Here is a 24,257-nt window from a genome sequence, read left to right on the forward strand (position 1 = left end):
GGTGATTTCCGCTGGCGGATGAATCAGTTATCGCCGAAATGGATAACGGTACGGATGGATTTACCTTCGTGCATCAGGTCAAACGCGTCGTTGATTTGCTCCAGCGGCAAACGATGGGTAATGAACGGATCCAACTGGATTTTCCCGGCCATTGCCTCTTCCACCATGCCCGGTAACTGGGTGCGCCCTTTGACGCCGCCAAACGCGGAACCACGCCAGACCCGGCCTGTCACCAGCTGGAACGGGCGAGTTTTAATTTCCTGGCCCGCCCCGGCAACACCAATGATGATGCTCTCGCCCCATCCTTTATGGCAGCATTCCAGCGCCGCACGCATCACGTCGACGTTACCGATACATTCGAAGCTAAAGTCGACACCACCGTCGGTGAGCTCAACAATCACCTCCTGGATCGGTTTGTCATAATCTTTCGGATTAATGAAGTCGGTTGCGCCCATTTCAGCCGCCAGTTTGAATTTTTCCGGGTTGGTATCGACAGCAATAATACGCCCCGCTTTCGCCTGTACAGCGCCCTGAATCACCGCCAGGCCGATCCCGCCAAGGCCAAACACGGCAACGGTATCGCCCTCTTTGACTTTCGCGGTGTTATGCACGGCACCTATGCCCGTAGTGACGCCACACCCCAGCAGACAAACCTTATCCAGCGGGGCTTGCGGGTTGACTTTCGCCAGTGAGATTTCCGCACATACGGTGTATTCGCTGAAGGTACTGGTACCCATGTAGTGATAGATTGGTTCGCCATTGTAAGAAAAACGAGTGGTGCCATCCGGCATCAGACCTTTTCCCTGAGTGGCGCGCACGGCCTGACAGAGGTTGGTCTTCCCGGATTTACAGAATTTGCACTCTCCGCATTCGGCGGTATACAGCGGGATAACATGGTCGCCCGGCTTCAGACTGGTCACGCCTTCGCCGACGTCGACCACTACACCGCCGCCTTCATGTCCCAGTACCGCCGGGAACACACCTTCCGGATCGTCACCAGACAGCGTAAACGCGTCAGTGTGGCAAACCCCGGTGTGGGTAATTTTAACCAGAACTTCGCCTTTTTTCGGCGCTGCGACGTCAATCTCAACAATTTTGAGCGGCTGACCGGGGCCAAACGCGACTGCTGCACGTGATTTCATCTGTCTCTTCCCTTTATTGCGAGGTGATAGGTTTATTTTAGATAAGCGCGAAGAAGGTGGCCGATTTCAGCCATACGCACGGCGCGCTGGTCAGGAGTGGTTTCACCACTCACCAGCTCATCTTTCAGGTGGATCTCAACCATTTCGCCCATTAAACCGTTGGACGCACCGCGGACCGCAGCGATTTGTTGCAGGATAGCCAGGCAAGGTTCGCCAGACTCCAGCGCACGCTCCAGGGCATCCACCTGCCCCCGAATGCGCCTGACGCGAGTCAGAATACGTTTTTTATCTTCAGGTGAATGCGGCATAGCCCCCCCTTAATACTATAGGGGGGTATACTATCAGAGTTTTAATCGCAGGAGGGAAAAAAAGCGTTTTCTATTTAGTGAGCGTTAAATTTCACTGTTTCAGCCTTTAAAGGCGGGTTTACCTATGTACCTTTCGTTCATCACCGGCGAAAACCATACTTTAGCCCTGTTTTAATTTGGGTTATGTAGATTTATCTCATGCCAGAAATATCAATTTTGCAGATATCTAAAACTGCGCTGGAATATGTTTTATTTCCTTCAGATGCCCATTCAGTATTGTAATGTAGCCTCCGGCTTTTAATGCCGAGAGCACGTTCATCACTGCGGAACGAGAAAGCCGGGTTTTTCCGCGGATATAATTCTCGGCGGTAATCGACTCTCTCAGTGTTTGCGGTTTGCTCATGAGCTCGAAAAGCTGATAGCGAACCTGCTCAAATACGGTGGGTGAGACGAGCTTAAACAGTACCTCTGCGGCCATGCTGGCGATCAGTTGCAGATGTCTGGCATAGGGTTCCCACAGGTTGTGTTCTGTCAGCAGCGCGTATAAATCCTCTTTATTCAACGTGGCGATTTCAGCCGGCTCAATAACGCGAAGGATATGTATTGATCGGGAGGACTCATGTACCGGGATGATCCCACGTAGTGTCGGGGCTTCGATAAGTTCGATAAGAATATCATCGGGCTGCCGGTAAAGTGAGAGCGCCCCCTTACGAATAATATAACAATCAGGCTGGTGAGCAGCGCTGATGGTAATGCGCTTACCAACAGGGCACTGCTGATAGCGCAGGTGCGAATCAAGTGTATCCAACAATATCGTCAAATAGGGCGATTCAACGCGCGTGCTTATGGGCCCCGCCATCTCTACTGGATTGAATGTGCTCTTCATTTTTTATTTTTACCAACCTACGTACACATGCCACTATGATAGCAGAAAATGGCTATCACGGTAAAAACATGGTTGCAAAAATGACACAAAACAGTATCCATCTAAAAATAATTTCGTAGATATTGTTAATGCAATGTATGTTTAATATAGATTATCCGCATACTTAATATTGTATATTACATTGTTAATAATTAATTAAATTCAAATAAAATTAACAGCTTATAATTCAAACCAAAATTTGAAGTACAAATATGGACCATAAAACAATAGACCTCCATTATAATGGGGCATAAATTATGACACCTAAAGCTACTATAATATAGTAGTAATAGTCCCTTTTATTATTCCATAGTTATTTTACACAAAGACGAGTGCGACACTCTGATGGAGCTATAAATGAAATTTAATAAATTAATAGCTGCTGGCACAATTCTGGCGGTGAATTTAGTTAATCTACCGCACGCCTTCGCAGCAAATACCATTACTTTTAACGGTAATATTACAGATGCAACATGCGACGTTTCTCTGGAATATAAAGGCGCCGCTGTTGGAACGGCTGGTACAGGTACAATTGCCCTGGACGAAGTTTCAAAAACAGCGCTGGCTGGTGCAAACTCCTCTGCAGGCCAGGTACCGTTCTTTATTGTGGCTGAAAACTGCACCCTGGGTACGCCTGCAAAAACCAAAGTGGCGGCCAACTTTAAAAGTGCTAACGGTGACAACCAGGGCTATCTGAATAATACAGCGTCAACTGATGCAGCGACAAATGTTCAGTTCCGCCTGTTGGATTCGAATCGTAGCACAATTAAAGTGAACGACCCAGGTCAGTCAACCACGTCACAATTCACCGCTATTGACACTGAAGCAGGTGGTAAAACCCGGATGCCCTATTTTGTTGAATATGTATCGGCAGCCGGTTCTGCAACTGCGGGGTCAGTCGTCAGCACTGTGGATTATGAGCTGATGTATCAGTAATCACTTATTTTATTTCCCTGGTTAAACCTTAGGTATTTTGTATGTTATTTTTCAGTAAAAAGGCAGCAACAGTATATTGCGCCCTTAGTGCTGGCATGATGATGAGTCAGCCAGGTCACGCCAGTATTGTTTTGGATGGAACCAGAGTCATATACCAGGGAAGTAAAAGTCAGGTTACGCTCAGCCTGACAAATAAAAACGCCAGACCTGTATTAATTCAGAGTTGGATCGATACGGGGAATGAGAACACGTCACCCGAAAAAATATCCGTCCCTTTCGTGATCACTCCGCCGATCAATCGGGTAGACTCGAATAAGGGCCAGACGCTGCGTATCAGCTATACCGGGGTTCCAGCGCTCCCTACTGACAAAGAGTCAGTGTTTTGGCTCAATGTTCTTGAGGTCCCGGCAAAAGATAAGAACAGTGACGACATCAAACAGAAACTCAATGTTGTCTTTCGCACGCGTATTAAACTTTTTTACCGCCCTGAAGGGTTAGAAGGTAAAAGCAGTGATGCACCAGAACAATTACACTGGCAATTAAATGGTAAAAATGCCACGGTGCAAAACAGCTCAAAATATAACGTCACTATTTTTAGTGTTAACTTTAAAGACAAGAACATCACATCTGAAACTGCCGGTAAAATGCTGGCACCGGGTGAAACAAAACAATTCCCTTTGAACAATACGGGCAATATTGATGGGTTATCTTTTAGCACAATCAATGACTATGGAGCGCTCATTGATCATAAAGCGAAACGCTAACGCCTTTTGAGGGTAGATCGTGTGTCTATTTCAAATAAATTTCTCCCCGGATTCTATCTCTGTTGCTTTTCTACAGTTATATTGTCTTTCTCATTTAGCGCTATCGCTAATAACACTGAGAACCATTCTGGGGAGGATAAGTCTGTCTCATCTGAAGAGACTGCTGCTGAATTTGACACACAACTTTTGCGCCAGGACAGGGCAAATCAAATCGATGTAAATCGCTTCACCTACGGCTCAAATGTTATCCCCGGAAAATACCTTATCGATATCATTGTAAATGGTTCTCAAATTTCACATGAAGAGGTCACTTTTACTGAAGTCGATAAATACCGGGCTGAGGCCTGTTTAACGCCGAAAATCATTCAGTTGATTAAACTTAATATGGACAGAGTACCAAAAGATTCGCGCAGCGAACTGTCTAACCCCGCAGCATGTTCTGACCTCTCCCAACTCTTGCCAAATGCCACCGTACATTTTGATGCGGATAAGCAGCAACTTAATATTGAAATACCACAAATCTACCTTCAGCACACGGCGCAAGGAAGTGTTGATCCGTCACTTTGGGACAGTGGTGTTCCGGCACTGATGCTCGGCTATTATGTCAATGGCTATGACTCCCGCTACAATAATGCCGACACGGCACGTTCGCTCTATTCTTCGTTAAATGCCGGGCTAAATATTGGTAATTGGTACTTTCGCCACAATGGCTCTTATTCCTGGACACCGGAACAGGGCGGCGGCTATCAAAGTAGCAATAGCTATGTACAACGCGATGCCGAGTTTGTTCATGGTCATCTTTATCTTGGTCAATATTTTACCTCAGGCCAGATGTTTAATTCGGTTTCGTATACCGGCGCACAACTGGCCAGCGACGACAGAATGTTACCCGCCTCTCAGCGCGGATACGCGCCGGAAATCCGAGGGGTCGCGAAGACGAATGCTAAAGTGACGATACGTCAGTCTGGCCATATTTTGTATCAGACCACCGTGACACCGGGAGCGTTTCTGATCGATGATCTCGGGCAGACAGGGTATGGCGGCGATCTGGATGTCACCGTCGAAGAAGCGGACGGTAGCACCCAGCAATACTCAGTGCCTTATTCGTCTCTGGCGCAATCACTGCGTCCGGGGACCCAGCAATTCACTGCAACGGTTGGCAAGCTTCGCGACTACAACGCCGCTGAAATGCCGTTGTTCTATGAAACAACCTACATGCGCGGCTTAACCAATATCCTGACTGCCTATACGGGCTTACAGTACAGTCAGCACTATCAGGCTGTCCTGCTGGGGGGAGCAATAGGTACGAGAGCGGGGGCGATCAGCGCGGATGTCACTCAATCGACGAGTCAGATCGGCGGCAAGATCGGTAATCCGATGGGGCAAAGTTATCGACTGAGTTACAACAAACTGTTTGATGCGACAAACAGTAACATCACGATTGCTGCCTATCGTTATTCCAGCTCCGGTTATATGGATTTTCAAACCGCCATGAGTACACGCGACGCAATGAATAATGGCAGCGATCCGGATAGCGTCTCCCGTTCTAAAAATCAGTTCTCATTAAGCTTTAATCAGGGCCTCCCTGCCGGGCTGGGTAACCTTTATGTCAGCTCATCAATGCAAAACTACTGGAATAACAACGAGGGTTACAACACCCAGTATCAGTTGGGGTATTCCAATAACTATAAGCTGCTGAACTACAGCATTAACGCCAGCCGAAACAAAGCGGGAAACGGAAATGATCAAACCACCTGGTATCTGACGTTTTCCATGCCGTTAGGCATGGGTAATGGTACAGGAATGCCTTATCTGAGCATGCGCTATAACCAGGACAGTGCCGGCGGACGTGGTCAACAGGCAAACCTTTCTGGCTCGTTCGGTGAAGACAATAAATACGGCTACAACGTTAGCGGTGCGCATGATGACAATTCGGGAAGCTCTGGCAGCGTCAGCGGAACCTGGGAGGGAAGCAAGGCAACGATGAACGGTAGCTACAGCACCGGTAAAGGCTATAGCAGTACCTCCGTCGGGATGTCCGGGGGGATGGTCGTCCACTCGGGTGGGGTTACTTTCTCGCCTTACAGCAGCGATAACTATGCCCTGATTGAAGCAAAAGGGGCAGAAGGTGCCAAAGTCACGGGTTATGCAGGTGCCGTCATTGATGGTTCAGGCTACGCTCTGTCACCGTCACTGGTCCCCTATCAGGAAAATCGGATAGGTATTAACCCTGAAGGCTCTGATTTGGGCGTTGACTTTGAAAACACGGCGCAGAATGTTGTTCCGCGTTCAGGATCGGTGGTCAAAGTAAAATTTGCTACCCATACCGGCACGCCGGTGCTGATTACCACAAGCTGGCAGGGAGAGCCGCTCCCCTTTGGCGCCGACATTTTTGATGATGAAGACACGCACGTGGGTGCGGTGTCCCAGGGCGGAGTTATTTACGTTAAAGTCAGTAAGCAAAAAGGAACATTGCTCGTGAAATGGGGTGAGAACGCGAATAATCAATGTCGTGTCCCTTATTCCCTTAATCCAGATAATTCCAGCGCGAAAGGTAAAAACGCGATCCAGCGTTTTACTGCCGTATGCCAAAAGGTGTAGCTATGTCTTTTTTGAAATATCTATTTATTCTTTTTTTCTTCCATATTGCCTCGGCCTCGGCCTCGGCCTATGTAGTTAAATGCGACCCATCAACAAGCTCCACCAATAATTATAACCAATGGTCGACGATGCATCAGCCCTTTAATCTAACCTCACCAGGGGCGACCATTACCTTAGGGGCTAATATCCCCGACTGGCACACCATTTATTCTGTAAACGCGATTATTGGCATTGATACAGGAAACTGTAACTCCGTTGTCAGCACGTATTATGCTTTTCTGAACAACGCACAGCCTGTAGGCTCCATAAACGGCTATGACATTTATAGCACCAATATTTCTGGTATTGGCATTTCTGTTTCAGCACCCGATGTCGTCGGGAAAAATGCTGTGAACGCTTATCCTAAAGCACTTTTTTATACCCGGGATATTCTAGGCCTCCAGTTTGAAGCAGATATAAAGTACTGGAAAATTCCTGGCACTATTCCCGCCTATAACGGCCCGGTCACCATTACCGGACCCGACACCGCCGTTTTATATATGTCCTCGGGTAGCACCTTTACCAGTTCGAACCCCGACCGGATAGTCAGTGACGATAAGGCCTATATTAGTGGGTCGCGAATTTTAACCATTACCATGACCTTTCAGTCTGGCACCTGCAATATACAAGGGGACAATGTTAAGGTGGATATGGGCGATTCAACCGCACCTTTCCCCTGGAAGGATGCCAGTTTCAATTTGATATGCCCGAATGCGATGGGATATGATGGAATGACGAACTCCAAATCGACCTATACTTATCCCTATAATATTGACCCCAAGTCAGAACTTTCACCTAATTCCCCAAACGGAAAAGTGCAGATCAGTATAGCGCCTTACACCCAAGTGGTGGATGCCAACAGAGGGATTATCGCGCTCGACGGCACAGGTGCCCAGGGCTATGGGATACAACTGGCCTGGGGTGATTACACCACGCAGAATTCACAAGAACCGTTAAACCCCGTCGTCTTAAACAGTTATGTTGCTGCCAATACGCTTAACCCCAACTTCAGTGCGGATGATACCCCTGTAGGGGGGAACGGATTCCACGGTTCAGATAACACCATAAAGATGGCGGCGCGGTATATTCGTACCGCCGGTAATTCAGCACCAGGCCCTGCCAACGCCGTGGTACAGGTTATCGCTAATTACCAGTAATAGTGACCCTTTTAACAGTGAGCCTGGCGAACAGAATAAAAGCTCTAAAGCGAGTTTATTAGGTAACAATACGCGTCGTCGCGTGTCGGAGTTAATTTTTTACTACGCAATGTTAATAACATGAGATATTTAAAACTGATGTGGCAATCCACTGAGATTGCCAGCCATCGCATTATTAGGTCTATTTTCACGTTGGCTATGCTGGTTCTTTTTTTGAATGTAGCATCAGCGTCGGCGACGGTTATTCACTGCGAATCCCAACCCCGCGCGATAACGCGTTATCACGCGTGGCCTGAAATCTATAAGGCAACCGAGGTCAATGTTGATAACATTCGCATGTCATTGCCGTTGCCACTGTCTGAGTGGGCCGTTATTTATACGGCTGAGAATCACGTTATTGATCTCGATGTTGGGGTTTGCGACATCGACGGACTCTCTCCTCGCTTTACCCTGCTCACGGCTACACCTGCTATTGCCCATCAGGGGAATGACTATATTTATGCGACTAACGTTCCGGGGATTGGGATATCTGCGGCGGAGTCATTTCGTGCGCGATACCACTCGTTACAACCTTATCCCCTTACGGATAGGTGGGATGAAGCGACGCCCTACACTCACCTTTATGCCACGATAAAATACTGGAAAATTCCCGGGCAAAATATTCCATCTGACGCGGGCGCCCTGACCGTAATCGGTCCGGAAGTGGGAATGGTTTATGAGAAATCGGGATACTCTTTTACCAGCTCAGAAACCAACAGAATTACCCGGGAGGGTCGTGCCTATATTAATTACAGGCGCCGGAAGCGTTCCCCGCGCCTGTATAGTCACGCTAGCGTTTACGCGGCATCATGCGCAGCAGCGTGTTGTCCTTCCAGAAATAGTGGTGCAGTAGCGCGGCGGCGGCATGCAACGCAATCACAAAATAGCCCAGATTGGCCAGCGTGATGTGCCAGGATTTCAGCGTATCCACCAGGTCAAAGTTCCCTTCTGCCGCGTGCGGCATCACCAGACCAAAGGCCATCCACGGATTACCACGGTTGTACATCATCACCATGCCGATCAATGGCAGCGCGATGAACAGCAGATAAATCACCAGGTGCCCAAGATGCGCCAGTCCGGTCATCATCGGCTTCGGTTTGGGCACGATGGGAGGAGCCGGATATTTCAGCCTGATCAGCAGACGCGCCACCATCAGCACCAGAATCGCTATCCCACTAGAAACGTGAATCATATTAATGAGGGGACGATCGCTGCGAGGAAAAAAGCCCCGAAACTCCATCGCACAGTAAGCGACAATCACCAGTAAAAAGACCAGCCAGTGGATGCCAATTTGCAGGCTTGAGTACTTATTGCCCATAACACTTCCTGAGTAAAAAACAATAAAGCGACAACATAGCGATCTTTCCTTAAAAATTCATTAACTTTTCTACGCCGCATTTCAGACAGTTAGGGTTAACGGCAAGATGTGCGATTGCTCACCCCGGCATCCTGGACTATGCCTGGTAGGGAAAAAAGAATGTCCGCTACATCCTCACAGGAGTTAATCATGAGTAAAATTGGCATTAACGGTTTTGGTCGTATTGGTCGCCTGGTGTTGCGTCGGTTACTCGAAGTCAAAAGCGATGTTGATGTGGTCGCGATCAACGACCTCACCTCCCCTAAAATCCTTGCCTATCTGCTAAAGCATGACTCTAACTATGGTCCGTTCCCCTGGAGCGTAGACTTTACCGAAGACGCGCTGATTGTTGACGGGAAAACGATCGCGGTTTATGCAGAAAAAGACGCCAAAAATATCCCGTGGAAAGCGAAAGGAGCGGAAGTCATTATTGAATGCACCGGCTTTTATACCTCAACTGAAAAGTCTCAGGCGCATATCGATGCTGGCGCGAAAAAAGTGCTGATCTCTGCGCCGGCTGGCGATATGAAGACCATTGTCTACAACGTTAACGATGACACGCTGAATGCCAGTGATGTGATTGTTTCGGTGGCTTCCTGCACCACCAACTGCCTGGCGCCGATGGCGAAAGCGCTGCACGACAACTTTGGTATTAAAGTGGGCACCATGACCACCATTCACGCCTACACCGGCACGCAGTCACTGGTGGACGGTCCGCGTGGCAAAGATCTGCGCGCATCGCGTGCGGCCGCTGAAAACATCATTCCGCATACCACAGGCGCGGCAAAAGCAATTGGTCTCGTTATTCCGGATCTCAGCGGCAAGCTGAAAGGTCATGCTCAGCGCGTGCCGGTGAAAACCGGTTCTGTCACTGAACTGGTGTCGATTCTGGCTAAGAAAGTGACGGCGGAAGAGGTTAACAACGCGCTGAAGAAAGCCACGCACGATAATGAATCTTTTGGCTATACCGATGAAGAAATTGTCTCTTCAGACGTTATCGGTTCGCACTTTGGTTCTGTGTTTGATGCCACCCAGACCGAAATTACCGAGGTGGGCGATCTGCAACTGGTAAAAACCGTGGCCTGGTACGACAACGAATACGGATTCGTGACGCAACTGATCCGTACCCTTGATAAGTTCGTCAAACTTTAAGCGTAAAGGCGGAGTGAAACCTCCGCCCTGCTTTGCCGATCAGGACTGCAAATAAACCACCTGGGTTTGCAGATACTCGTTCAGCCCGTGCTTGCCGTCTGCGCCGCCAATCCCCGACTTACGCCATCCCGCGTGGAAGCCCTGCATTGCTTCAAAGTTCTCGCGATTAATATAAGTCTCACCAAACTTCAGCCCTTTAATGGCTTTCATCGCGACGTTGAGATTCTGCGTATAAATAGACGATGTCAGGCCGTAATCACTGTCATTAGCCATCGCGATAGCCTCCTCCAGCGTATTGAAGACCACCACAGGCAGCACAGGGCCAAAGGTCTCTTCGTGCATGATGGCCATCTCCTGGCGAACATCCAACAGCAATGTTGGCGGATAGAAGTAACCTTTGCCCTCAACGGCTTTGCCGCCGAGCGCCACCCGCGCCCCCTCCTGTACCGCCCTCGCCACTTTCTGCTCCACACGTTGCAGGGCCGCGGCATTGATCAGCGGCCCCATGGCGATATCGTTACGCTCGCCTGGATTTCCGAACTGTACCGCTTTCAGGGCTTCGCCCAGGCGGTTCACGAACAGGTCATAAATCCCTTTTTGTACGTAGACACGCTCCGCGCAGTTACAAACCTGTCCGGTATTGATGACCCGGGAATCCACAATCGCTTTGACCGCCAGTTCAAGATCGGCATCATCCATCACAATCGCTGGCGCCTTGCCACCCAACTCCAGGCACACTTTGGTGATATTTTTCGCCGCAGTCGCCATAATCTTTTCACCTGCTGCCACGCTGCCGGTCATGCTGACCATCGCCACTTTCGGGTTACCGGCCAGTTCCTGGCCGACGGTTTCACCACGCCCCAGCACCAGGTTAAACACACCACGCGGCAGACCAATCTCATCAACAATTTTGGCAAACGCAATCGCGTTATTGGGCGTGAATTCGCTGGGTTTAATCACGATGGTGTTCCCGGTCAACAGGGCCGGAGCCAGCTTACGGGCGATCAGGAAGAACGGAAAATTCCACGGCAGGATCCCGGTGGTGACCCCCAGCGCGCGCTTAAACAGCAAGATATTCTCGCCAGGGCGATCGCTTTGCAGAATTTCGCCTTCATAGCGACGAGCCCACTCCGCCATATAGTCGAGATAGTCGGCAGTAAAAGAGACTTCCACCTCGGCCAGTTGCTGAATTTTTCCTCCTTCAGCCACAATTAAGGCACTGATTTCGCCAGCACGTTCACGGATCCCGGCGGCAATTTTGCGCAGCCAGCCAGCACGAACGATCGCTGGCAGCGCTTCCCACTCAGCCTGCGCACGGTCCGCTGCTGCAATGGCTTTGCGCGCGTCTTCTGCACGACCATCAGGAATACGCGAAATCACCTCTTCCGTCGCCGGGTTGATGACATCAATCCAGGCATCCTCGTGCCAGGTCACAAACTGTCCATCGATATACATAGGATGTTGTACGGGTACTGACATGCGCTACTCCTGTGATTGAATTGTTTTTAACAAGTGAAACTATTGTTAATAAATATCAATCATGCCTCGGCGATCCCGGCTGGTGTCGTAATTCTGTGAACTGCTTCATAAAAGAGAGGGGTCAGGCTGGGGAGAACGAAAACGCAGGCATTTTTGTTTTGCCCGTTTGAGAGAAAATACTCCCAAACGGGCAGGTGTTAGCGTAACGAACGGTGGTTCATCGCCTCATTCAGCGCCGCATCCTGTTGCAGGATCTGCCACGCGGCCTCGACCTCCGGCGGAAAATCCACATGCACAATGAAGTCACGCCCCCGAGGTCCATAGCCGGTGTCATCATTGCGCAAGCGCGGGATTTCGCCCACCACCAGCGCTAAATAGCGATCGATGCTCCACAGGCCGCCAGGGTCATTAGCAAATACAATATCGTCCTCCTGCTGACACAAGACAGGCGTAAATCCTGGATGGCTCAGCCAGCGCGGTGCGTCCGGATCGTCACGGGTTACCCGGCGAAAGGTCGCTACGGTACGCCGTTGCATCGTAGGATCCTGTACCACAATGGCCGTGTTAATCGGTGTTGCGGCCTGCGCGATCATTTGCGCGCTAAAACGGGCGTTCTCTCCGCAGTTAGTTGACTGATCTTCCAGCCAGATTTTGTCTGCGGGAATGTGCCAGAACTGCCGGGCAATATCCGCCAGGATGGCGGCTTCGGCGCGTCCGGTCGTCTGGATCGTGTTGTAACGGGGATGTTGGGCAACGGCGGCATACAGGAAGGTCGTGGAGTGACCAATCCCACCAGCGATCAGCAGCGGAACCTCTTGCTGTTGGGCTATCTGGCAGGCCGCGTCAATTGTCGGGATGACGGCATTGCCCGCCAGTACCACGCAGTCTGCCGGGTAAGCAGGCCCGCCGCAGAAATCATCCTGCGCCAGCCACTGCCCCACCGTGTTGATCGCCTCAAGGGTGGTGGCGGAAAGTCTCGGGAACGGTTGCATCATTAAGCTCCTCCTCTTATTTCAGCAGAGTACCGCACCCACGCTGAATAAACAGTAGATCTCTCTGAAAGGCTGATGATTGATATTTCGACGCTTTTTTTGTCATCTCAGTGAAATAACACAAAACGTCTAAAAATCGGGCGGTTGCACCTGCACATTATCCTGTTTAATTATCAGAATATGAATAATTAACGTCATTTATTCTGCAATTACAGAAAATCATCCTGGCAAAATGCTCTCTTTTTAGCCCATTACGGCGTGCCTCCTCTTGTTAAATGTTACTAACACACCTAGTTTGATTAACAATTCCACAACCTTTTAACGTAACAGGTTGCACCTGCCGCACTGCCAGGTGACACCTTTTTTGTTCTCTGGCGGAGGTTTACAGTTAATGACGACCCATGAAAGCAGTACGGTTATTCTGAAGAAAAATAAGAAGGTACTTGTCGCCAGTCTGACCGGCAGTGCGATTGAGTGGTTCGATTACTTTCTGTATGGCACCGCGGCTGCGCTGGTGTTTAACAAGATTTTCTTCCCGATGGTTGACCCGGTAATCGGTCTGATCCTCTCGTACCTCTCCTTCTCGTTGACCTTTTTTATTCGCCCGATTGGCGGGGTAATTTTCGCCCACATCGGCGATCGCATCGGGCGTAAGAAAACGCTGGTGCTGACGCTTTCCCTGATGGGCGGCGCGACGGTGATGATCGGTCTACTGCCCACCTATGAGATGATCGGTATCTGGGCCCCCATTCTGCTTATCCTGATGCGCATCATTCAGGGGATGGGCATTGGTGGCGAATGGGGTGGCGCACTCCTGCTGGCCTATGAATACGCGCCGGAAAAACGCAAAGGCTTCTTCGGCAGTATTCCGCAGGCGGGCGTGACTATTGGCATGCTGATGGCGACGTTTATCGTCTCGCTGATGACCCTGTTTAGCGAGGAAGATTTCCTCTCCTGGGGCTGGCGTATTCCCTTCCTGCTGAGCTCCGTGCTGGTGCTGTTAGGACTGTGGATCCGTCGGGATATCGATGAAACGCCAGACTTCAAAAAGGTCAAAGCGACGGGTCAGGTTGCCAAAGCACCGCTGCGCGATACGCTGACTCATCACTGGCGTGAAGTGCTGATTGCCGCAGGTTTGAAGGTGGTGGAAACCGCGCCGTTCTATATTTTCTCGACCTTTGTGGTCAGCTATGCCACCAGCACACTGAGTTATCAGAAGTCCCAGGTGCTGGAAGCCGTCACCGTGGGTGCACTGATTGCTACGGTGATGATCCCGCTGATGGGGCTGCTGTCGGACAAAATTGGCCGCAAACGGATGTATGCCATCAGCGTCGCCCTGCTTGGCCTGTTTATCGTGCCATGGTTCCTGCTGCTGAATACCGGCACCACCTGGGGCATTATGCTGGCGACCATCGTGATGTTCGGCGTGCTGTGGGCACCGGTCACCGCCGTGCTGGGAACGCTGTGCTCGGAAATTTTCAGCGCTAACGTTCGCTACACCGGCATCACCCTCGGTTACCAGATTGGCGCAGCGCTGGCGGGCGGTACCGCTCCCCTCATCGCTACCGGGTTGCTGGCGAAATATGACGGCGACTGGGTGCCCGTGGCGTGGTATCTGCTTACCACCGTGGCGATATCCCTGGTTGCCATTTTCTTTGCCAGTCGGGTGAAACGTAGCCCGGCGATCAACGCTCAGCCTAACGAATTGTAATCCCTTCGCGGCCAGATCCTCTGGCCGCTTCTGTAACAATACGGTACAGACTCGAACGTCTCACCTGCGTCCGATGGCGCTGCGCTTATCGGGCCTACGGACAATATATTGCCATCCGGTACTGAATTACCCGCTAATCTGCTCCATCGCCTGCAGGATACGTTTATCCGAAATGGGATACGGCGTTCCCAGCTGTTGGGCAAAATAGCTGACCCGCAATTCTTCAATCATCCAGCGGATCGCTTTCACCTCCTCGTCTTCGCGTCGCGCCGGCGGCAGCTTGTTGAACCACTGCTGCCAGGCCTGCTGTACGCTTTCGACTTTCAGCATCTGCGCGCGATCGCGATGGGGATCAATCGCCAGTTTCTCAAGACGTTTTTCAATCGCCTGCAAGTAACGCAGCGTATCGCCAAGACGACGGAAGCCGTTGCCGGTGACAAATCCGCGATACACCAGTCCGCCCATCTGCGCTTTGATGTCGGAAAGCCCCAGCGCCATCGTCATGTCCACGCGCCCCTTCAGGCGTTTATTGATGTTAAAGACGGCGGTCAGGATCTGTTCGACCTGCTTCGCAATCTCCACAACCGTCTCATTCAGCTCGGCACGAACCTTCTCATGCAGCGCGGCAAAACCCTCTTCCGTCCAGACCGGACCACCGTTAGCATCAATCAGCTTATCCACGCCGCAGGAAATGCAGTCGTCAATCAGCTCCAGCACTTTGCCGTACGGGTTGAAGTACAGACCCAGCTTGGCTTTATTCGGCAGCTTCTCGTGCAGATATTTGATCGGCGACGGGATGTTCAACAGCAACAAACGGCGTAAGCCAGACCACATCGCCTGCTGTTGCTCCAGCGGATTATCAAAGAGTTTGATCGCCACGCTGTCGCGCTCATCCACCAGCGCAGGCCACGCTTTGACTTTGTAATTGCCACGTTTTTGCTCGTAGCTTTCCGGCAGTTGCCCAAAACTCCAGATGTGCAACCCGCTCTGTTCAATGCCATCATCGGCCACCGCCGAGAGCGTCTCCTGCACTTTTCCTTTCAGCCGGTCTTTTAGCTCCTGTAGCGAGCGCCCTTCCTCCAGCTTCTTGTTTTTATCATCCACCACCCGGAAGGTGATTTTCAGATGATCGGGCACCTGATCCCAGTGCCAGTCCTCGCGGTCAACCGTCACGCCAGTCATCCGACGCAGCTCACGCTCCAGCGCGTCCAGTAGCGGCAGCTCCAGTGGCGTCACGCGGCCTAAAAACGCCTCGGCATAGTTCGGGGCCGGAACAAAGTTACGCCGCACCGGCTTCGGCAGCGATTTAATCAGCGCAATCACCAGTTCGCGACGTAAGCCCGGGATCTGCCATTCAAAACCATTTTCGTCGACCTGATTCAACAACGGCAGCGGAATATGTACCGTCACCCCGTCCGCATCCGCCCCCGGTTCAAACTGATAGCTCAACCGCAGTTTCAGCGAGCCCTGATGCCAGAAGTTCGGGTAATCCAGCTTGCTGATGTTGTCCGCGCCCTCTTTGATCAACATGCTCTTTTCAAAATTGAGCAGGTCCGGCGTCTCGCGGGTGGTCTTCTTCCACCAGTTATCAAAGTGACGGGCAGAAATGACATCATGGCTGATGCGCTGGTCGTAGAACTCGAACAGCGTCTCGTCGTCCACCAGAATGTCACGGCGACGCGATTTATGCTCCAGTTCTTCCACTTCGGCACGCAGTTTGAGGTTTTCGCGGAAGAAAGCATGACGCGTCTGCCAGTCGCCCTCCACCAGCGCATGGCGGATAAACAGTTCACGGCACAGCGCAGGATCAATCTGGCTGTAGTTCACCTTACGCGCTGCGACGATCGGCAGACCGTAGACGGTCACCTTTTCCGTCGCCATCACCGCGCCCTGCGCCCGCTCCCAGTGCGGTTCACTGTACGAGCGTTTAATCAGATGCTGAGCGACCGGTTCCACCCACTCGGGATCGATGCGTGCTGCAATGCGCCCCCACAGACGGCTGGTTTCCACCAGCTCCGCGACCATTGCCCACTTCGGCGGCTTCTTGAACAAGCCGGAACCGGGGAAAATCGAAAAACGGGCATTACGCGCGCCGGTATATTCCTGCTTATCGGCATCTTTCATGCCAATATGCGACAACAGCCCGGTCAGTAGCGCAATATGGATCTCGCGGTATTCCGCCGGTTCGCTGTTCACCGGAATACCCAGCTCTTTTACCACCTGACGCAGTTGGGTGTAGATATCCTGCCACTCACGCACGCGCAGATAGTTCAGATAGTCGGTCCGGCACAGGCGACGAAACGCGTTGGACGACAACGCTTTTTGCTGTTCGCCGAGGTAATTCCACAGATTCACAAAGGCAAGGAAATCGGACTCTTTATCGTGGAAGCGACGGTGTTTTTCATCAGACGCCTGCTGTTTGTCCATCGGGCGTTCGCGCGGATCCTGAATCGACAGCGCCGAGGTAATGATCATCGCCTCGCGCACGCAGCCATGTTTTTGCGCTTCCAGCACCATGCGCGCCAGGCGCGGATCCACCGGCAACTGGCTCAACTGGCGCCCCAACGGCGTCAGTTTATAGACCGTCGCCTGTTCATCAGTGGTAATCGCACCCAACTCTTCCAGCAAACGCACGCCGTCCTGAATGTTGCGCTTATCCGGCGCTTCGACAAACGGGAACGCGGCGATATCGCCCAGCCCCAGCGCCGTCATCTGCAAAATGACCGACGCCAGGTTGGTGCGCAGAATCTCCGGGTCGGTAAACTCAGGACGCGACAGGAAATCATCTTCAGAATAAAGACGAATGCAGATGCCTTCGGATACACGACCGCAGCGCCCTTTACGCTGGTTGGCGGAGGCCTGCGATACGGGCTCGATCGGCAAACGCTGTACTTTGGTGCGGTAGCTGTAGCGGCTGATACGCGCCGTACCAGGGTCGATCACATATTTGATCCCCGGTACCGTCAGCGAGGTTTCCGCCACGTTGGTCGCCAGCACAATGCGCCGCCCGCTGTGCGACTGGAAGACGCGGTTCTGTTCGCTATTCGACAGTCGCGCATACAGCGGCAACACTTCCGTATGGCGCAGGTTGAGTTTATTCAGTGCGTCGGCGGTATCGCGGATCTCGCGCTCACCGCTCATGAAGATCAGGATGTCGCCGGGGCTTTCACGCCCCAGCTCATCTACCGCATCGAAAATGGCCTGCAACTGGTCGCGTTCGGTGTCATCGGCCTCTTCGACGATCGGTCGATAGCGGACTTCCACCGGAAAGGTGCGCCCAGACACTTCAATAATCGGCGCATTGTTGAAATGCTTCGAAAAACGCTCCGGATCGATGGTCGCGGAGGTGATGATAATTTTCAGATCCGGACGGCGCGGCAGCAGTTCTTTCAGATAGCCGAGCAGAAAATCGATATTCAGGCTGCGTTCGTGCGCTTCATCGATAATGATGGTGTCATACTGCATCAGTAGACGGTCCTGCTGAATTTCCGCCAGCAGGATACCGTCGGTCATCAGCTTCACCATCGTGTTATCGCTGACGTGATCGCTAAAGCGCACCTTATAACCAATGCACCCGCCCGGCTCTGTCTGCAGCTCTTCGGCGATACGGTTCGCCACCGTTCGCGCCGCCAGACGACGCGGCTGGGTGTGGCCAATCAGCCCTTTCACCCCACGCCCCAGTTCCATACAGATTTTCGGGAGCTGAGTGGTTTTCCCCGAGCCGGTTTCCCCGGCCACGATCACCACCTGATGGTCGCGAACGGCGTCGAGGATCGCCTGTTTTTTCTGACTGACGGGCAGGTTTTCCGGGTAAGTAATCTCTGGTCGCGCCGCTTCACGTAGCACAACTTTACCTGCTGCCTGTTCAATCTCTTTCGCCATCTCCTGGTAAATGGCTTGTTGTGCATCAGGATTTTTAACCTTCTTCACACCGTGCAGGCGGCGCGAAAAGCGCTGCCGATCGCGCAGCATTAATGAATCTAACTGCTGCTGTAAGGCATGAAAGGATAATTTTTGTTGTTCTGTCATAGCGTTAAAAGGCAGAGCACTGCCTGGTTAAATCTCTTCTAAATGATAGGTATAGAGTACCACATCAGCACATTTTGTGTGTTGTTCAATAAATTCGAACATAGGATTCGATATATTGCGCTTTCTCTGCGACAGGATTGTGAATAAAGTGTCAACAAGCAACGGGGCACAGCCCATTCAAACACCTATAAGGAAACACCCATGAGCAAGGTATTAGTTCTCAAATCCAGTATTCTGGCAGGGTACTCTCAGTCTGGTCAGTTGTCTGATTATTTTGTTGAACAGTGGCGTGAAAAGCACTCTGCTGACGAAATCACCGTCCGTGACCTGGCTGCTAATCCGATCCCGGTACTGGATGGCGAACTGGTGGGTGCCCTGCGCCCGAGCGACGCGCCGTTGACGCCTCGTCAACAGGACGCACTGGCGCTCTCTGATGAACTGATCGCTGAACTGAAAGCACACGACGTGATCGTTATCGCGGCGCCGATGTACAACTTTAACATCCCGACGCAGCTGAAAAACTATTTCGACCTGATTGCACGTGCTGGCGTGACGTTCCGCTACACCGAGAAAGGGCCGGAAGGTCTGGTGACCGGTAAACGTGCGGTGATCCTCTCCAGCCGTGGCGGTATCCACAAAGACACCCCAACTGATCTGATTGCGCCGTACCTGAAAGTCTTCCTCGGCTTTATCGGCATCACCGATGTGAACTTCGTGTTCGCAGAAGGGATTGCCTACGGCCCGGAAGTAGCGTCTAAAGCGCAGTCTGACGCCAAAGCCGCCATCGATAGCGTGGTTGCAGCGTAAGTTCTCCCCCTCCCGCTCCGGCGGGAGGTTTTTTTATCACTTCGCCTGATAACGCAAATATCCCACCACGCCATTACTCGCACCATCACTCGGATGATTCACCCCGTCAGTGACTTCCACGCAGGCAAAATCAAACGGCGACACATTCTCAATGCATGCCACGTTCACGCCATACTGATCCGGACTGGAACGTCGCTGGTGGAAAGTGTAAATCCCACACACTGAACAGAAAAAGTGCCTTGCTGTGCCGGTATTGAAACGATACTCCGTCAGTTTATCCTGCCCTGAGAGAACCGTTATCCCCATCAACGGCGCAGAAACAACCACCGCACCGCGCATCCGACAAAATGAACAGTTACAACGCCGGATGGTATTAAACCCATCGCTAAGTTGAACGGTAAATTTGACAGCCCCGCAGTGACATTGTGCATTTCGTTTTTCAGTCATGGTCAACCTCCGCCTTATGCCTTTTGCGCAATACTGTCCAGGGTCGCCAGCACTTCCGCTGAAAGTGTCAGATCCCCTGCCGCCATGTTTTCATGCAGATGCGTCACTGAAGAGGTACCCGGTATCAGCAAAATATTCGGTGAGCGATGGAGCAACCATGCCAGCGCAACCTGCATTGGCGTTGCATTCAGGCTTGCGGCCACGTCGAAGAGCGTTGAAGACTGTAGCGGCGTAAACCCGCCCAGCGGAAAAAAGGGAACGTAAGCAATGCCGTCTTCCGCCAGCGCGTCGATCAGCGCATCATCCTGACGATGGGCGATATTGTACTCATTTTGCACACAGACCACCTCTGCGATACTGCGCGCTTGCGCCACCTGGCTGGCAGTCACATTGCTCAGACCGATGTGTCTGACCAGCCCCTGCTGCTGAAGCTCAGCCAGCACGCTGAAACTCTCTTCAATGGAACCTTCATGCGGGCCGTGACCCTCGCCCAGCATAATGCGTAAGTTAACGACATCCAGTACATCCAGACCCAGATTGCGCAGATTATCGTGAACCGCCTGCCTGAGTTCCGCTGGTGAGAATGCCGGTAGCCAGGAGGCATCGTCTCCACGGCGGGCACCGATTTTCGTGACAATCACCAGATCGTCCGGATAAGGATGCAACGCTTCGCGAATGATTTGATTGGTAACGTGCGGACCGTAAAAATCGCTGGTATCAATATGATTGACGCCCAGCGCGATCGCTTCCCGAAGCACCGTCAAGGCAACATGACGATCGCGCGGTGGACCAAAAACCCCAGGCCCCGCCAGTTGCATCGCCCCATACCCTATGCGTTTGACCTGCCGGGAACCGAGAGTAAACGTTTCTGTGATGCCGTGACTTGCCATAACTGCCCCTTCTGCTGAATAGCGCGTAAGAAAACAGAGTATAGAAACTTACCCTGCAAATTATTACGCGTCACCCAACAAAAAGGAAAAACCGCAGACGGCAATGTGAAATGATTATTTCCGCAACCACTTCCCGTTAATGCCCTGGACATATTCTCCTGGTTTCGCCCGCTCGACCAGTTTCTGTCCGGCCATTTTCGCCACTTCATCGACCGGGATGTTATGACTCTCGGCCAACTGTTGGTAGCTGGCGCTGCGTGCTTTGTTGATCTCACTGACCAGCGCCAGCGTCTGCGCATCCTGTTTCAGCGCCACCAGATAACCATTGAACGTTTCACCGACCCGGCCCTGGGTTCTGGCCTCATTTAACGTCAGCGCAAAGGCACTGCCACTCAGCAAACTCAGAATGAGCGCCGCCAGAATAAAAGTTCTTTTCATCATCACCTCAGAACAAGTCGCTGCGGGATTTGAGCAGGCTTTCAACATCTTTATCCACTTTGATATGAATCTCATGCTCAATTTTGACGTTCATATTAATGGTGATGGGCTCTTTTGGCGCCGCGACTTCAATGCGCGGCGTACAGCCCGTTACGAACCACAGCGGGAGAAGCGCCAGCATGGCTATCATTGTTTTCATTGGGGTTCCTCACATTCCTTGCCTTGTTGACAGGTTTTTTCCGGCAGCGCCGCGTTTTGTTCAAGCCATGCCTGGAGATTGTCGCCAAAGCGCAGACTGCGCCACAGCGTAAAGACATTCTCTTCGTGGGTATAGTTGAGATTCACCGTACCGACCTTGCCATCCACATGGCTGTTGCCACGAATTTGCGCCTGCATCGTCAATACGCCCAGATTGTCCAGATTGATTTTGGTCCATGAATGGGCAATCTCCATATACCGCAACCAGTTGATGGCCGCCCCTGCTGCCATGTTGTCTTTTACCACCGCATCGGCGGTGTCTTTATCGATGCGCAGCGTCATCGGACCCGGATTGGTTAACCAGCCATCTTTGATAATCCATTTCTCATCATTCAGCCACAGAGGGAGCGCACCGCTCACCGGCCCGGACATGGCAAACTGTTTCGGATTTACTGCGCTGATAAGTTCGCTTGAGGAGATATTTTGCACCCGCACCAGCGCCGGATCGTGCTGCGGCATGCGCAGTTGTTGCATGGAAACCTTACCGCCCAACACATCCACATTCACGTCAGTCAGTAGCAGCGGATCGGCTTCACTCCACGGATAAGCGCCTTCCAGATCGGCGGTGATATTGGTAGCAGTCACCTGGTTGACGACTTCGGCAATGCGTAGCGACACCGGTCCACGCGTGCCCAATTGCCACGCGCCCTCACTAAAGCGGAACGGCAATACAAAATCGACGCCGTTGATCTGGTTATCCGGCATCCAGGCGCTGCCGCCTTTCAAGACGCCGTGACCACCGGCCTCGAATCCTTGTTCTGCCGCTGCCGAAAACGCTACCTGGGCATACAGTTCGCCCTCACGTAATTTCATTTTCCACTCTGGCGGCACCAGCGGCTGGAACACCTCCAGTGACTGTTTTGGCCACCAGGCCTGGCCACGTAAACGTAAGCCATCCCAACGACCGTTTAACCGCACGGGGCCGATCGCCCCGGCATGCAAATCGCCTTTGAACTGAAAAAAAGTTGGATCGCGCCCCTCCACGCTGAACTTGAGCGTTGAGGGCGGCAAAACGCTGCCGCCGGAGAAATGGGTTTCTCCGGCATCGAACGAGAGCGCCCCACTAAACCGGGGATGTGCGGCATCACGCACCCATTCGACCGGTTTATCCATGATTAAACGGGGTGTTTCAACCTTCATGGTGCCGTACTGAAGCTGATCAAATCCCGTAGACAAATCGGTCAGCGTGATGGTGTTGTCATGCCATTCACCTTTGCCTGCCACATCCCATTTCGCGTGCATCGGGGTAAAACTGCCCTCGCCCCAGTAGCGCCACTGCCAGCGCCCCGCATCGGGCAGAAAATCATTCGCCAGCCCGTCCAGATGCAGAACAAAATCCCCCATCTGATTCTCATGGGCGCGCAGAATCGCCTGCAATCGTCCGTCCACGCCACGCTGCGTGACCTTCACGCCCGCCAGCGGCCAGCGAATTTCGTCAATATCCAGTGAGTCGATGACCCGTCCGCGCGAGCGCAGCAGCGCGCCTGGTTCAAACGCCAGCTCCGGATCGGTCAGGCTGCCGGTCAACCGGGCAGGTAATCTGGCATAGAAAATCAGATCATCCTGCTTGGCTTCGCCAGTCAGTTGCAGCGGCATCGCGCTGTTGTCCATGCTCAGTTTTCCCGGCCCAAACGAAAGCACGGCGTTCCCTTTCCCCGCCTCCCCCTGGGTCAGCACATTAAACCGTCCGCTGATCACCGCGTTCTCGGTGCCTTCCTGCCAGTTCTGCACCTTCACGCCCAGACGCCCGCTGAGGGGAAACCCCTGATAAGGCCACGACCAGCGTCCGTCGCTGATGGTTAACTGCTGACGCGTGAGTTCCCACGGCAGGTCAAGCAGCGGATCGGCATTATCCCGTGCCATTACGATGAGCTGCCCGGCATTCTCACGCCACTCCAGTTCCGCATCGACCAACGATGGCTCCTGCGGCAGACTGAGCGTGGCAACGGTGTGTCCGCTCACCGGCAGTCCATCCGGCACCAGCGGCATCGTGAACTCACCAACCAGTTTGACCGGCGGTTGGTCTTCAAACGCCATGATATCAAGCTCACTCACCGTCAGCGTCTGACCGCGCAACTGCCCCTGAAACTTCACTTTATCGCCCTGATAACGCAGTTGCTGGAGCGAAGGGGTCAGCGAAACGTTCAGTTTGCCCTGCCACACCTGCCAGGGTGAAAGAATAACGTTGTCGATGGTGATCCAGGTATTGGGCAGCATGGACTGCCATTCCGCGAGAGTGCGCGGCGCCGCGGGAGATTGTTCCGTTTGCGGCAGTTTTGCCAGACAGGCAGAATCGAGTTCCAGTGTGCCAATATCCAGTTGCCAACGGCTGGGATGCGACAACCAGGCCTGACTGACCCTGGCCAACTGGCAATCATCAACCAGATAGCGAAGTTCAGGAATATGTAAACCGTGGCGCGTGAATCGGGGACTATCATCCAGTGCAATGCGCGTTCCAACTGGCAGCCAGATGCCCGCCAGCGTCGGAACCCACCACCCCAGCGTCATCACCAGAGTCAACGGCACGAGGATCACGAGTAAGAGAAGCGCCAGAACGGCTTTATATTTACCCTTCATGGGCAGTTAATATCCTGATTTAGCGAAAAATTAAGCCGAATTAGGCCGTTATTGTGTCATGTTTAGTTAACCATGCCCAGATTAAGAATAGATGCTCCAGGGTGACACACAAACTTTTCACCATCGTTAAGATCAGAAAGTCAGATAAATTACAGAGACTTATCAGATAAATCTAAAGATTAATAGCGGGCAATAGCCGACAAAATATT

Annotated in this window: 19 protein-coding genes; 7 read left to right on the top strand and 12 right to left on the bottom strand. The window is 52.1% G+C overall.

The features are described from left to right. Positions 1–23: 23 nt before the first annotated feature. From HVX64_RS12235 to HVX64_RS12245, 3 genes are all read right to left on the bottom strand, one after another. On the bottom strand, positions 24–1,142 hold the full coding sequence (locus HVX64_RS12235; protein WP_043000619.1) for an S-(hydroxymethyl)glutathione dehydrogenase/class III alcohol dehydrogenase: 1,119 nt from the start codon (positions 1,140–1,142) through the stop codon (positions 24–26). A 32-nt stretch (positions 1,143–1,174) separates the two neighbouring features. Beyond that, a complete protein-coding gene (locus HVX64_RS12240) occupies positions 1,175–1,450 on the bottom strand; it encodes a metal/formaldehyde-sensitive transcriptional repressor (RefSeq protein WP_003833178.1) in 276 nt (91 codons plus the stop codon). 226 nt (positions 1,451–1,676) lie between these two features. Next, the gene (locus HVX64_RS12245) at positions 1,677–2,336 is read right to left on the bottom strand and encodes a helix-turn-helix domain-containing protein (RefSeq protein WP_082010093.1); all 660 of its coding nucleotides are present in this window, start codon (positions 2,334–2,336) and stop codon (positions 1,677–1,679) included. Positions 2,337–2,732: 396 nt separating this feature from the next. On the opposite strand from HVX64_RS12245, the gene HVX64_RS12250 reads away from it, so the two are divergent. The 4 genes from HVX64_RS12250 to HVX64_RS12265 are packed head-to-tail and all read left to right on the top strand — an operon-like array spanning position 2,733 to position 7,872. After that, positions 2,733–3,311: a fimbrial protein gene (locus tag HVX64_RS12250; protein ID WP_052443920.1), complete on the top strand. Its 579-nt coding sequence runs from the start codon at positions 2,733–2,735 to the stop codon at positions 3,309–3,311. 41 nt (positions 3,312–3,352) lie between these two features. After that, positions 3,353–4,075: a fimbria/pilus periplasmic chaperone gene (locus HVX64_RS12255; RefSeq protein WP_044257850.1), complete on the top strand. Its 723-nt coding sequence runs from the start codon at positions 3,353–3,355 to the stop codon at positions 4,073–4,075. 21 nt (positions 4,076–4,096) lie between these two features. Beyond that, positions 4,097–6,676, top strand: coding sequence for a fimbria/pilus outer membrane usher protein (locus HVX64_RS12260; protein WP_181825015.1), 2,580 nt, complete (start codon positions 4,097–4,099; stop codon positions 6,674–6,676). 2 nt (positions 6,677–6,678) lie between these two features. Further along, positions 6,679–7,872: a hypothetical protein gene (locus HVX64_RS12265; protein ID WP_181825016.1), complete on the top strand. Its 1,194-nt coding sequence runs from the start codon at positions 6,679–6,681 to the stop codon at positions 7,870–7,872. A gap of 829 nt (positions 7,873–8,701) precedes the next feature. Here HVX64_RS12265 and cybB read toward each other — a convergent pair. Further along, on the bottom strand, positions 8,702–9,229 hold the full coding sequence (gene cybB / locus HVX64_RS12270) for a cytochrome b561 (RefSeq protein WP_043000618.1): 528 nt from the start codon (positions 9,227–9,229) through the stop codon (positions 8,702–8,704). 189 nt (positions 9,230–9,418) lie between these two features. Between cybB and gap the strand changes: the two genes are divergently transcribed. Beyond that, positions 9,419–10,420 (top strand): type I glyceraldehyde-3-phosphate dehydrogenase, encoded by a 1,002-nt coding sequence (gene gap / locus HVX64_RS12275; RefSeq protein ID WP_044257846.1) that lies wholly within the window; start codon positions 9,419–9,421, stop codon positions 10,418–10,420. Between the two features lie 39 nt (positions 10,421–10,459). Here the strand turns inward: gap and aldA are convergent, their stop codons facing one another. Then, positions 10,460–11,899 carry an aldehyde dehydrogenase gene (aldA, locus tag HVX64_RS12280; protein WP_044257845.1) on the bottom strand — a complete coding sequence of 480 codons (1,440 nt, stop codon included), beginning with the start codon at positions 11,897–11,899 and terminating at the stop codon, positions 10,460–10,462. A gap of 197 nt (positions 11,900–12,096) precedes the next feature. Next, positions 12,097–12,891, bottom strand: coding sequence for a YdcF family protein (locus tag HVX64_RS12285; protein WP_044257960.1), 795 nt, complete (start codon positions 12,889–12,891; stop codon positions 12,097–12,099). Positions 12,892–13,282: 391 nt separating this feature from the next. On the opposite strand from HVX64_RS12285, the gene HVX64_RS12290 reads away from it, so the two are divergent. Continuing rightward, complete coding sequence (locus HVX64_RS12290; RefSeq protein ID WP_043000615.1) at positions 13,283–14,602, top strand: MFS transporter; 1,320 nt, start codon at positions 13,283–13,285, stop codon at positions 14,600–14,602. Positions 14,603–14,728: 126 nt separating this feature from the next. On the opposite strand, the gene hrpA is transcribed toward HVX64_RS12290, so the two are convergent. Beyond that, positions 14,729–18,631, bottom strand: coding sequence for an ATP-dependent RNA helicase HrpA (gene hrpA / locus HVX64_RS12295; protein WP_044257842.1), 3,903 nt, complete (start codon positions 18,629–18,631; stop codon positions 14,729–14,731). Positions 18,632–18,832: 201 nt separating this feature from the next. Between hrpA and azoR the strand changes: the two genes are divergently transcribed. Next, complete coding sequence (azoR, locus tag HVX64_RS12300) at positions 18,833–19,438, top strand: FMN-dependent NADH-azoreductase (protein WP_043000613.1); 606 nt, start codon at positions 18,833–18,835, stop codon at positions 19,436–19,438. Positions 19,439–19,474: 36 nt separating this feature from the next. Here the strand turns inward: azoR and HVX64_RS12305 are convergent, their stop codons facing one another. The 5 genes from HVX64_RS12305 to HVX64_RS12325 all read right to left on the bottom strand — a co-directional run bounded on the left by HVX64_RS12305 (position 19,475) and on the right by HVX64_RS12325 (position 24,048). After that, a complete protein-coding gene (locus tag HVX64_RS12305; protein ID WP_043000612.1) occupies positions 19,475–19,885 on the bottom strand; it encodes a GFA family protein in 411 nt (136 codons plus the stop codon). 14 nt (positions 19,886–19,899) lie between these two features. Next, complete coding sequence (locus HVX64_RS12310) at positions 19,900–20,775, bottom strand: aldo/keto reductase family oxidoreductase (protein ID WP_044257840.1); 876 nt, start codon at positions 20,773–20,775, stop codon at positions 19,900–19,902. A 114-nt stretch (positions 20,776–20,889) separates the two neighbouring features. After that, a complete protein-coding gene (locus HVX64_RS12315) occupies positions 20,890–21,213 on the bottom strand; it encodes a YdbL family protein (protein ID WP_043000610.1) in 324 nt (107 codons plus the stop codon). 7 nt (positions 21,214–21,220) lie between these two features. Continuing rightward, on the bottom strand, positions 21,221–21,412 hold the full coding sequence (locus HVX64_RS12320) for a YnbE family lipoprotein (RefSeq protein WP_044257839.1): 192 nt from the start codon (positions 21,410–21,412) through the stop codon (positions 21,221–21,223). Then, complete coding sequence (locus tag HVX64_RS12325) at positions 21,409–24,048, bottom strand: YdbH family protein (protein ID WP_044257837.1); 2,640 nt, start codon at positions 24,046–24,048, stop codon at positions 21,409–21,411. Before HVX64_RS12325 ends, HVX64_RS12320 begins: the two co-directional genes overlap by 4 nt. Between the last annotated feature and the right edge of the window lie 209 nt (positions 24,049–24,257).

The organism is Citrobacter sp. RHB20-C16 (genome assembly GCF_013890155.1).
Taxonomy (GTDB): Bacteria; Pseudomonadota; Gammaproteobacteria; order Enterobacterales; family Enterobacteriaceae; genus Citrobacter_A; species Citrobacter_A amalonaticus.

Bases quoted from the DNA above. Each gene is read 5' to 3' on its own strand.
- HVX64_RS12320 (WP_044257839.1), bottom strand. From the start codon at position 21,412: ATGAAAACAATGATAGCCATGCTGGCGCTTCTCCCGCTGTGGTTCGTA.
- HVX64_RS12315 (WP_043000610.1), bottom strand. From the start codon at position 21,213: ATGAAAAGAACTTTTATTCTGGCGGCGCTCATTCTGAGTTTGCTGAGT.
- cybB (WP_043000618.1), bottom strand. From the start codon at position 9,229: ATGGGCAATAAGTACTCAAGCCTGCAAATTGGCATCCACTGGCTGGTC.
- HVX64_RS12245 (WP_082010093.1), bottom strand. From the start codon at position 2,336: ATGAAGAGCACATTCAATCCAGTAGAGATGGCGGGGCCCATAAGCACG.
- HVX64_RS12290 (WP_043000615.1), top strand. From the start codon at position 13,283: ATGACGACCCATGAAAGCAGTACGGTTATTCTGAAGAAAAATAAGAAG.
- HVX64_RS12235 (WP_043000619.1), bottom strand. From the start codon at position 1,142: ATGAAATCACGTGCAGCAGTCGCGTTTGGCCCCGGTCAGCCGCTCAAA.
- hrpA (WP_044257842.1), bottom strand. From the start codon at position 18,631: ATGACAGAACAACAAAAATTATCCTTTCATGCCTTACAGCAGCAGTTA.
- azoR (WP_043000613.1), top strand. From the start codon at position 18,833: ATGAGCAAGGTATTAGTTCTCAAATCCAGTATTCTGGCAGGGTACTCT.
- HVX64_RS12240 (WP_003833178.1), bottom strand. From the start codon at position 1,450: ATGCCGCATTCACCTGAAGATAAAAAACGTATTCTGACTCGCGTCAGG.
- HVX64_RS12310 (WP_044257840.1), bottom strand. From the start codon at position 20,775: ATGGCAAGTCACGGCATCACAGAAACGTTTACTCTCGGTTCCCGGCAG.
- HVX64_RS12265 (WP_181825016.1), top strand. From the start codon at position 6,679: ATGTCTTTTTTGAAATATCTATTTATTCTTTTTTTCTTCCATATTGCC.
- aldA (WP_044257845.1), bottom strand. From the start codon at position 11,899: ATGTCAGTACCCGTACAACATCCTATGTATATCGATGGACAGTTTGTG.
- HVX64_RS12305 (WP_043000612.1), bottom strand. From the start codon at position 19,885: ATGACTGAAAAACGAAATGCACAATGTCACTGCGGGGCTGTCAAATTT.
- HVX64_RS12325 (WP_044257837.1), bottom strand. From the start codon at position 24,048: ATGAAGGGTAAATATAAAGCCGTTCTGGCGCTTCTCTTACTCGTGATC.
- gap (WP_044257846.1), top strand. From the start codon at position 9,419: ATGAGTAAAATTGGCATTAACGGTTTTGGTCGTATTGGTCGCCTGGTG.
- HVX64_RS12250 (WP_052443920.1), top strand. From the start codon at position 2,733: ATGAAATTTAATAAATTAATAGCTGCTGGCACAATTCTGGCGGTGAAT.
- HVX64_RS12285 (WP_044257960.1), bottom strand. From the start codon at position 12,891: ATGCAACCGTTCCCGAGACTTTCCGCCACCACCCTTGAGGCGATCAAC.
- HVX64_RS12255 (WP_044257850.1), top strand. From the start codon at position 3,353: ATGTTATTTTTCAGTAAAAAGGCAGCAACAGTATATTGCGCCCTTAGT.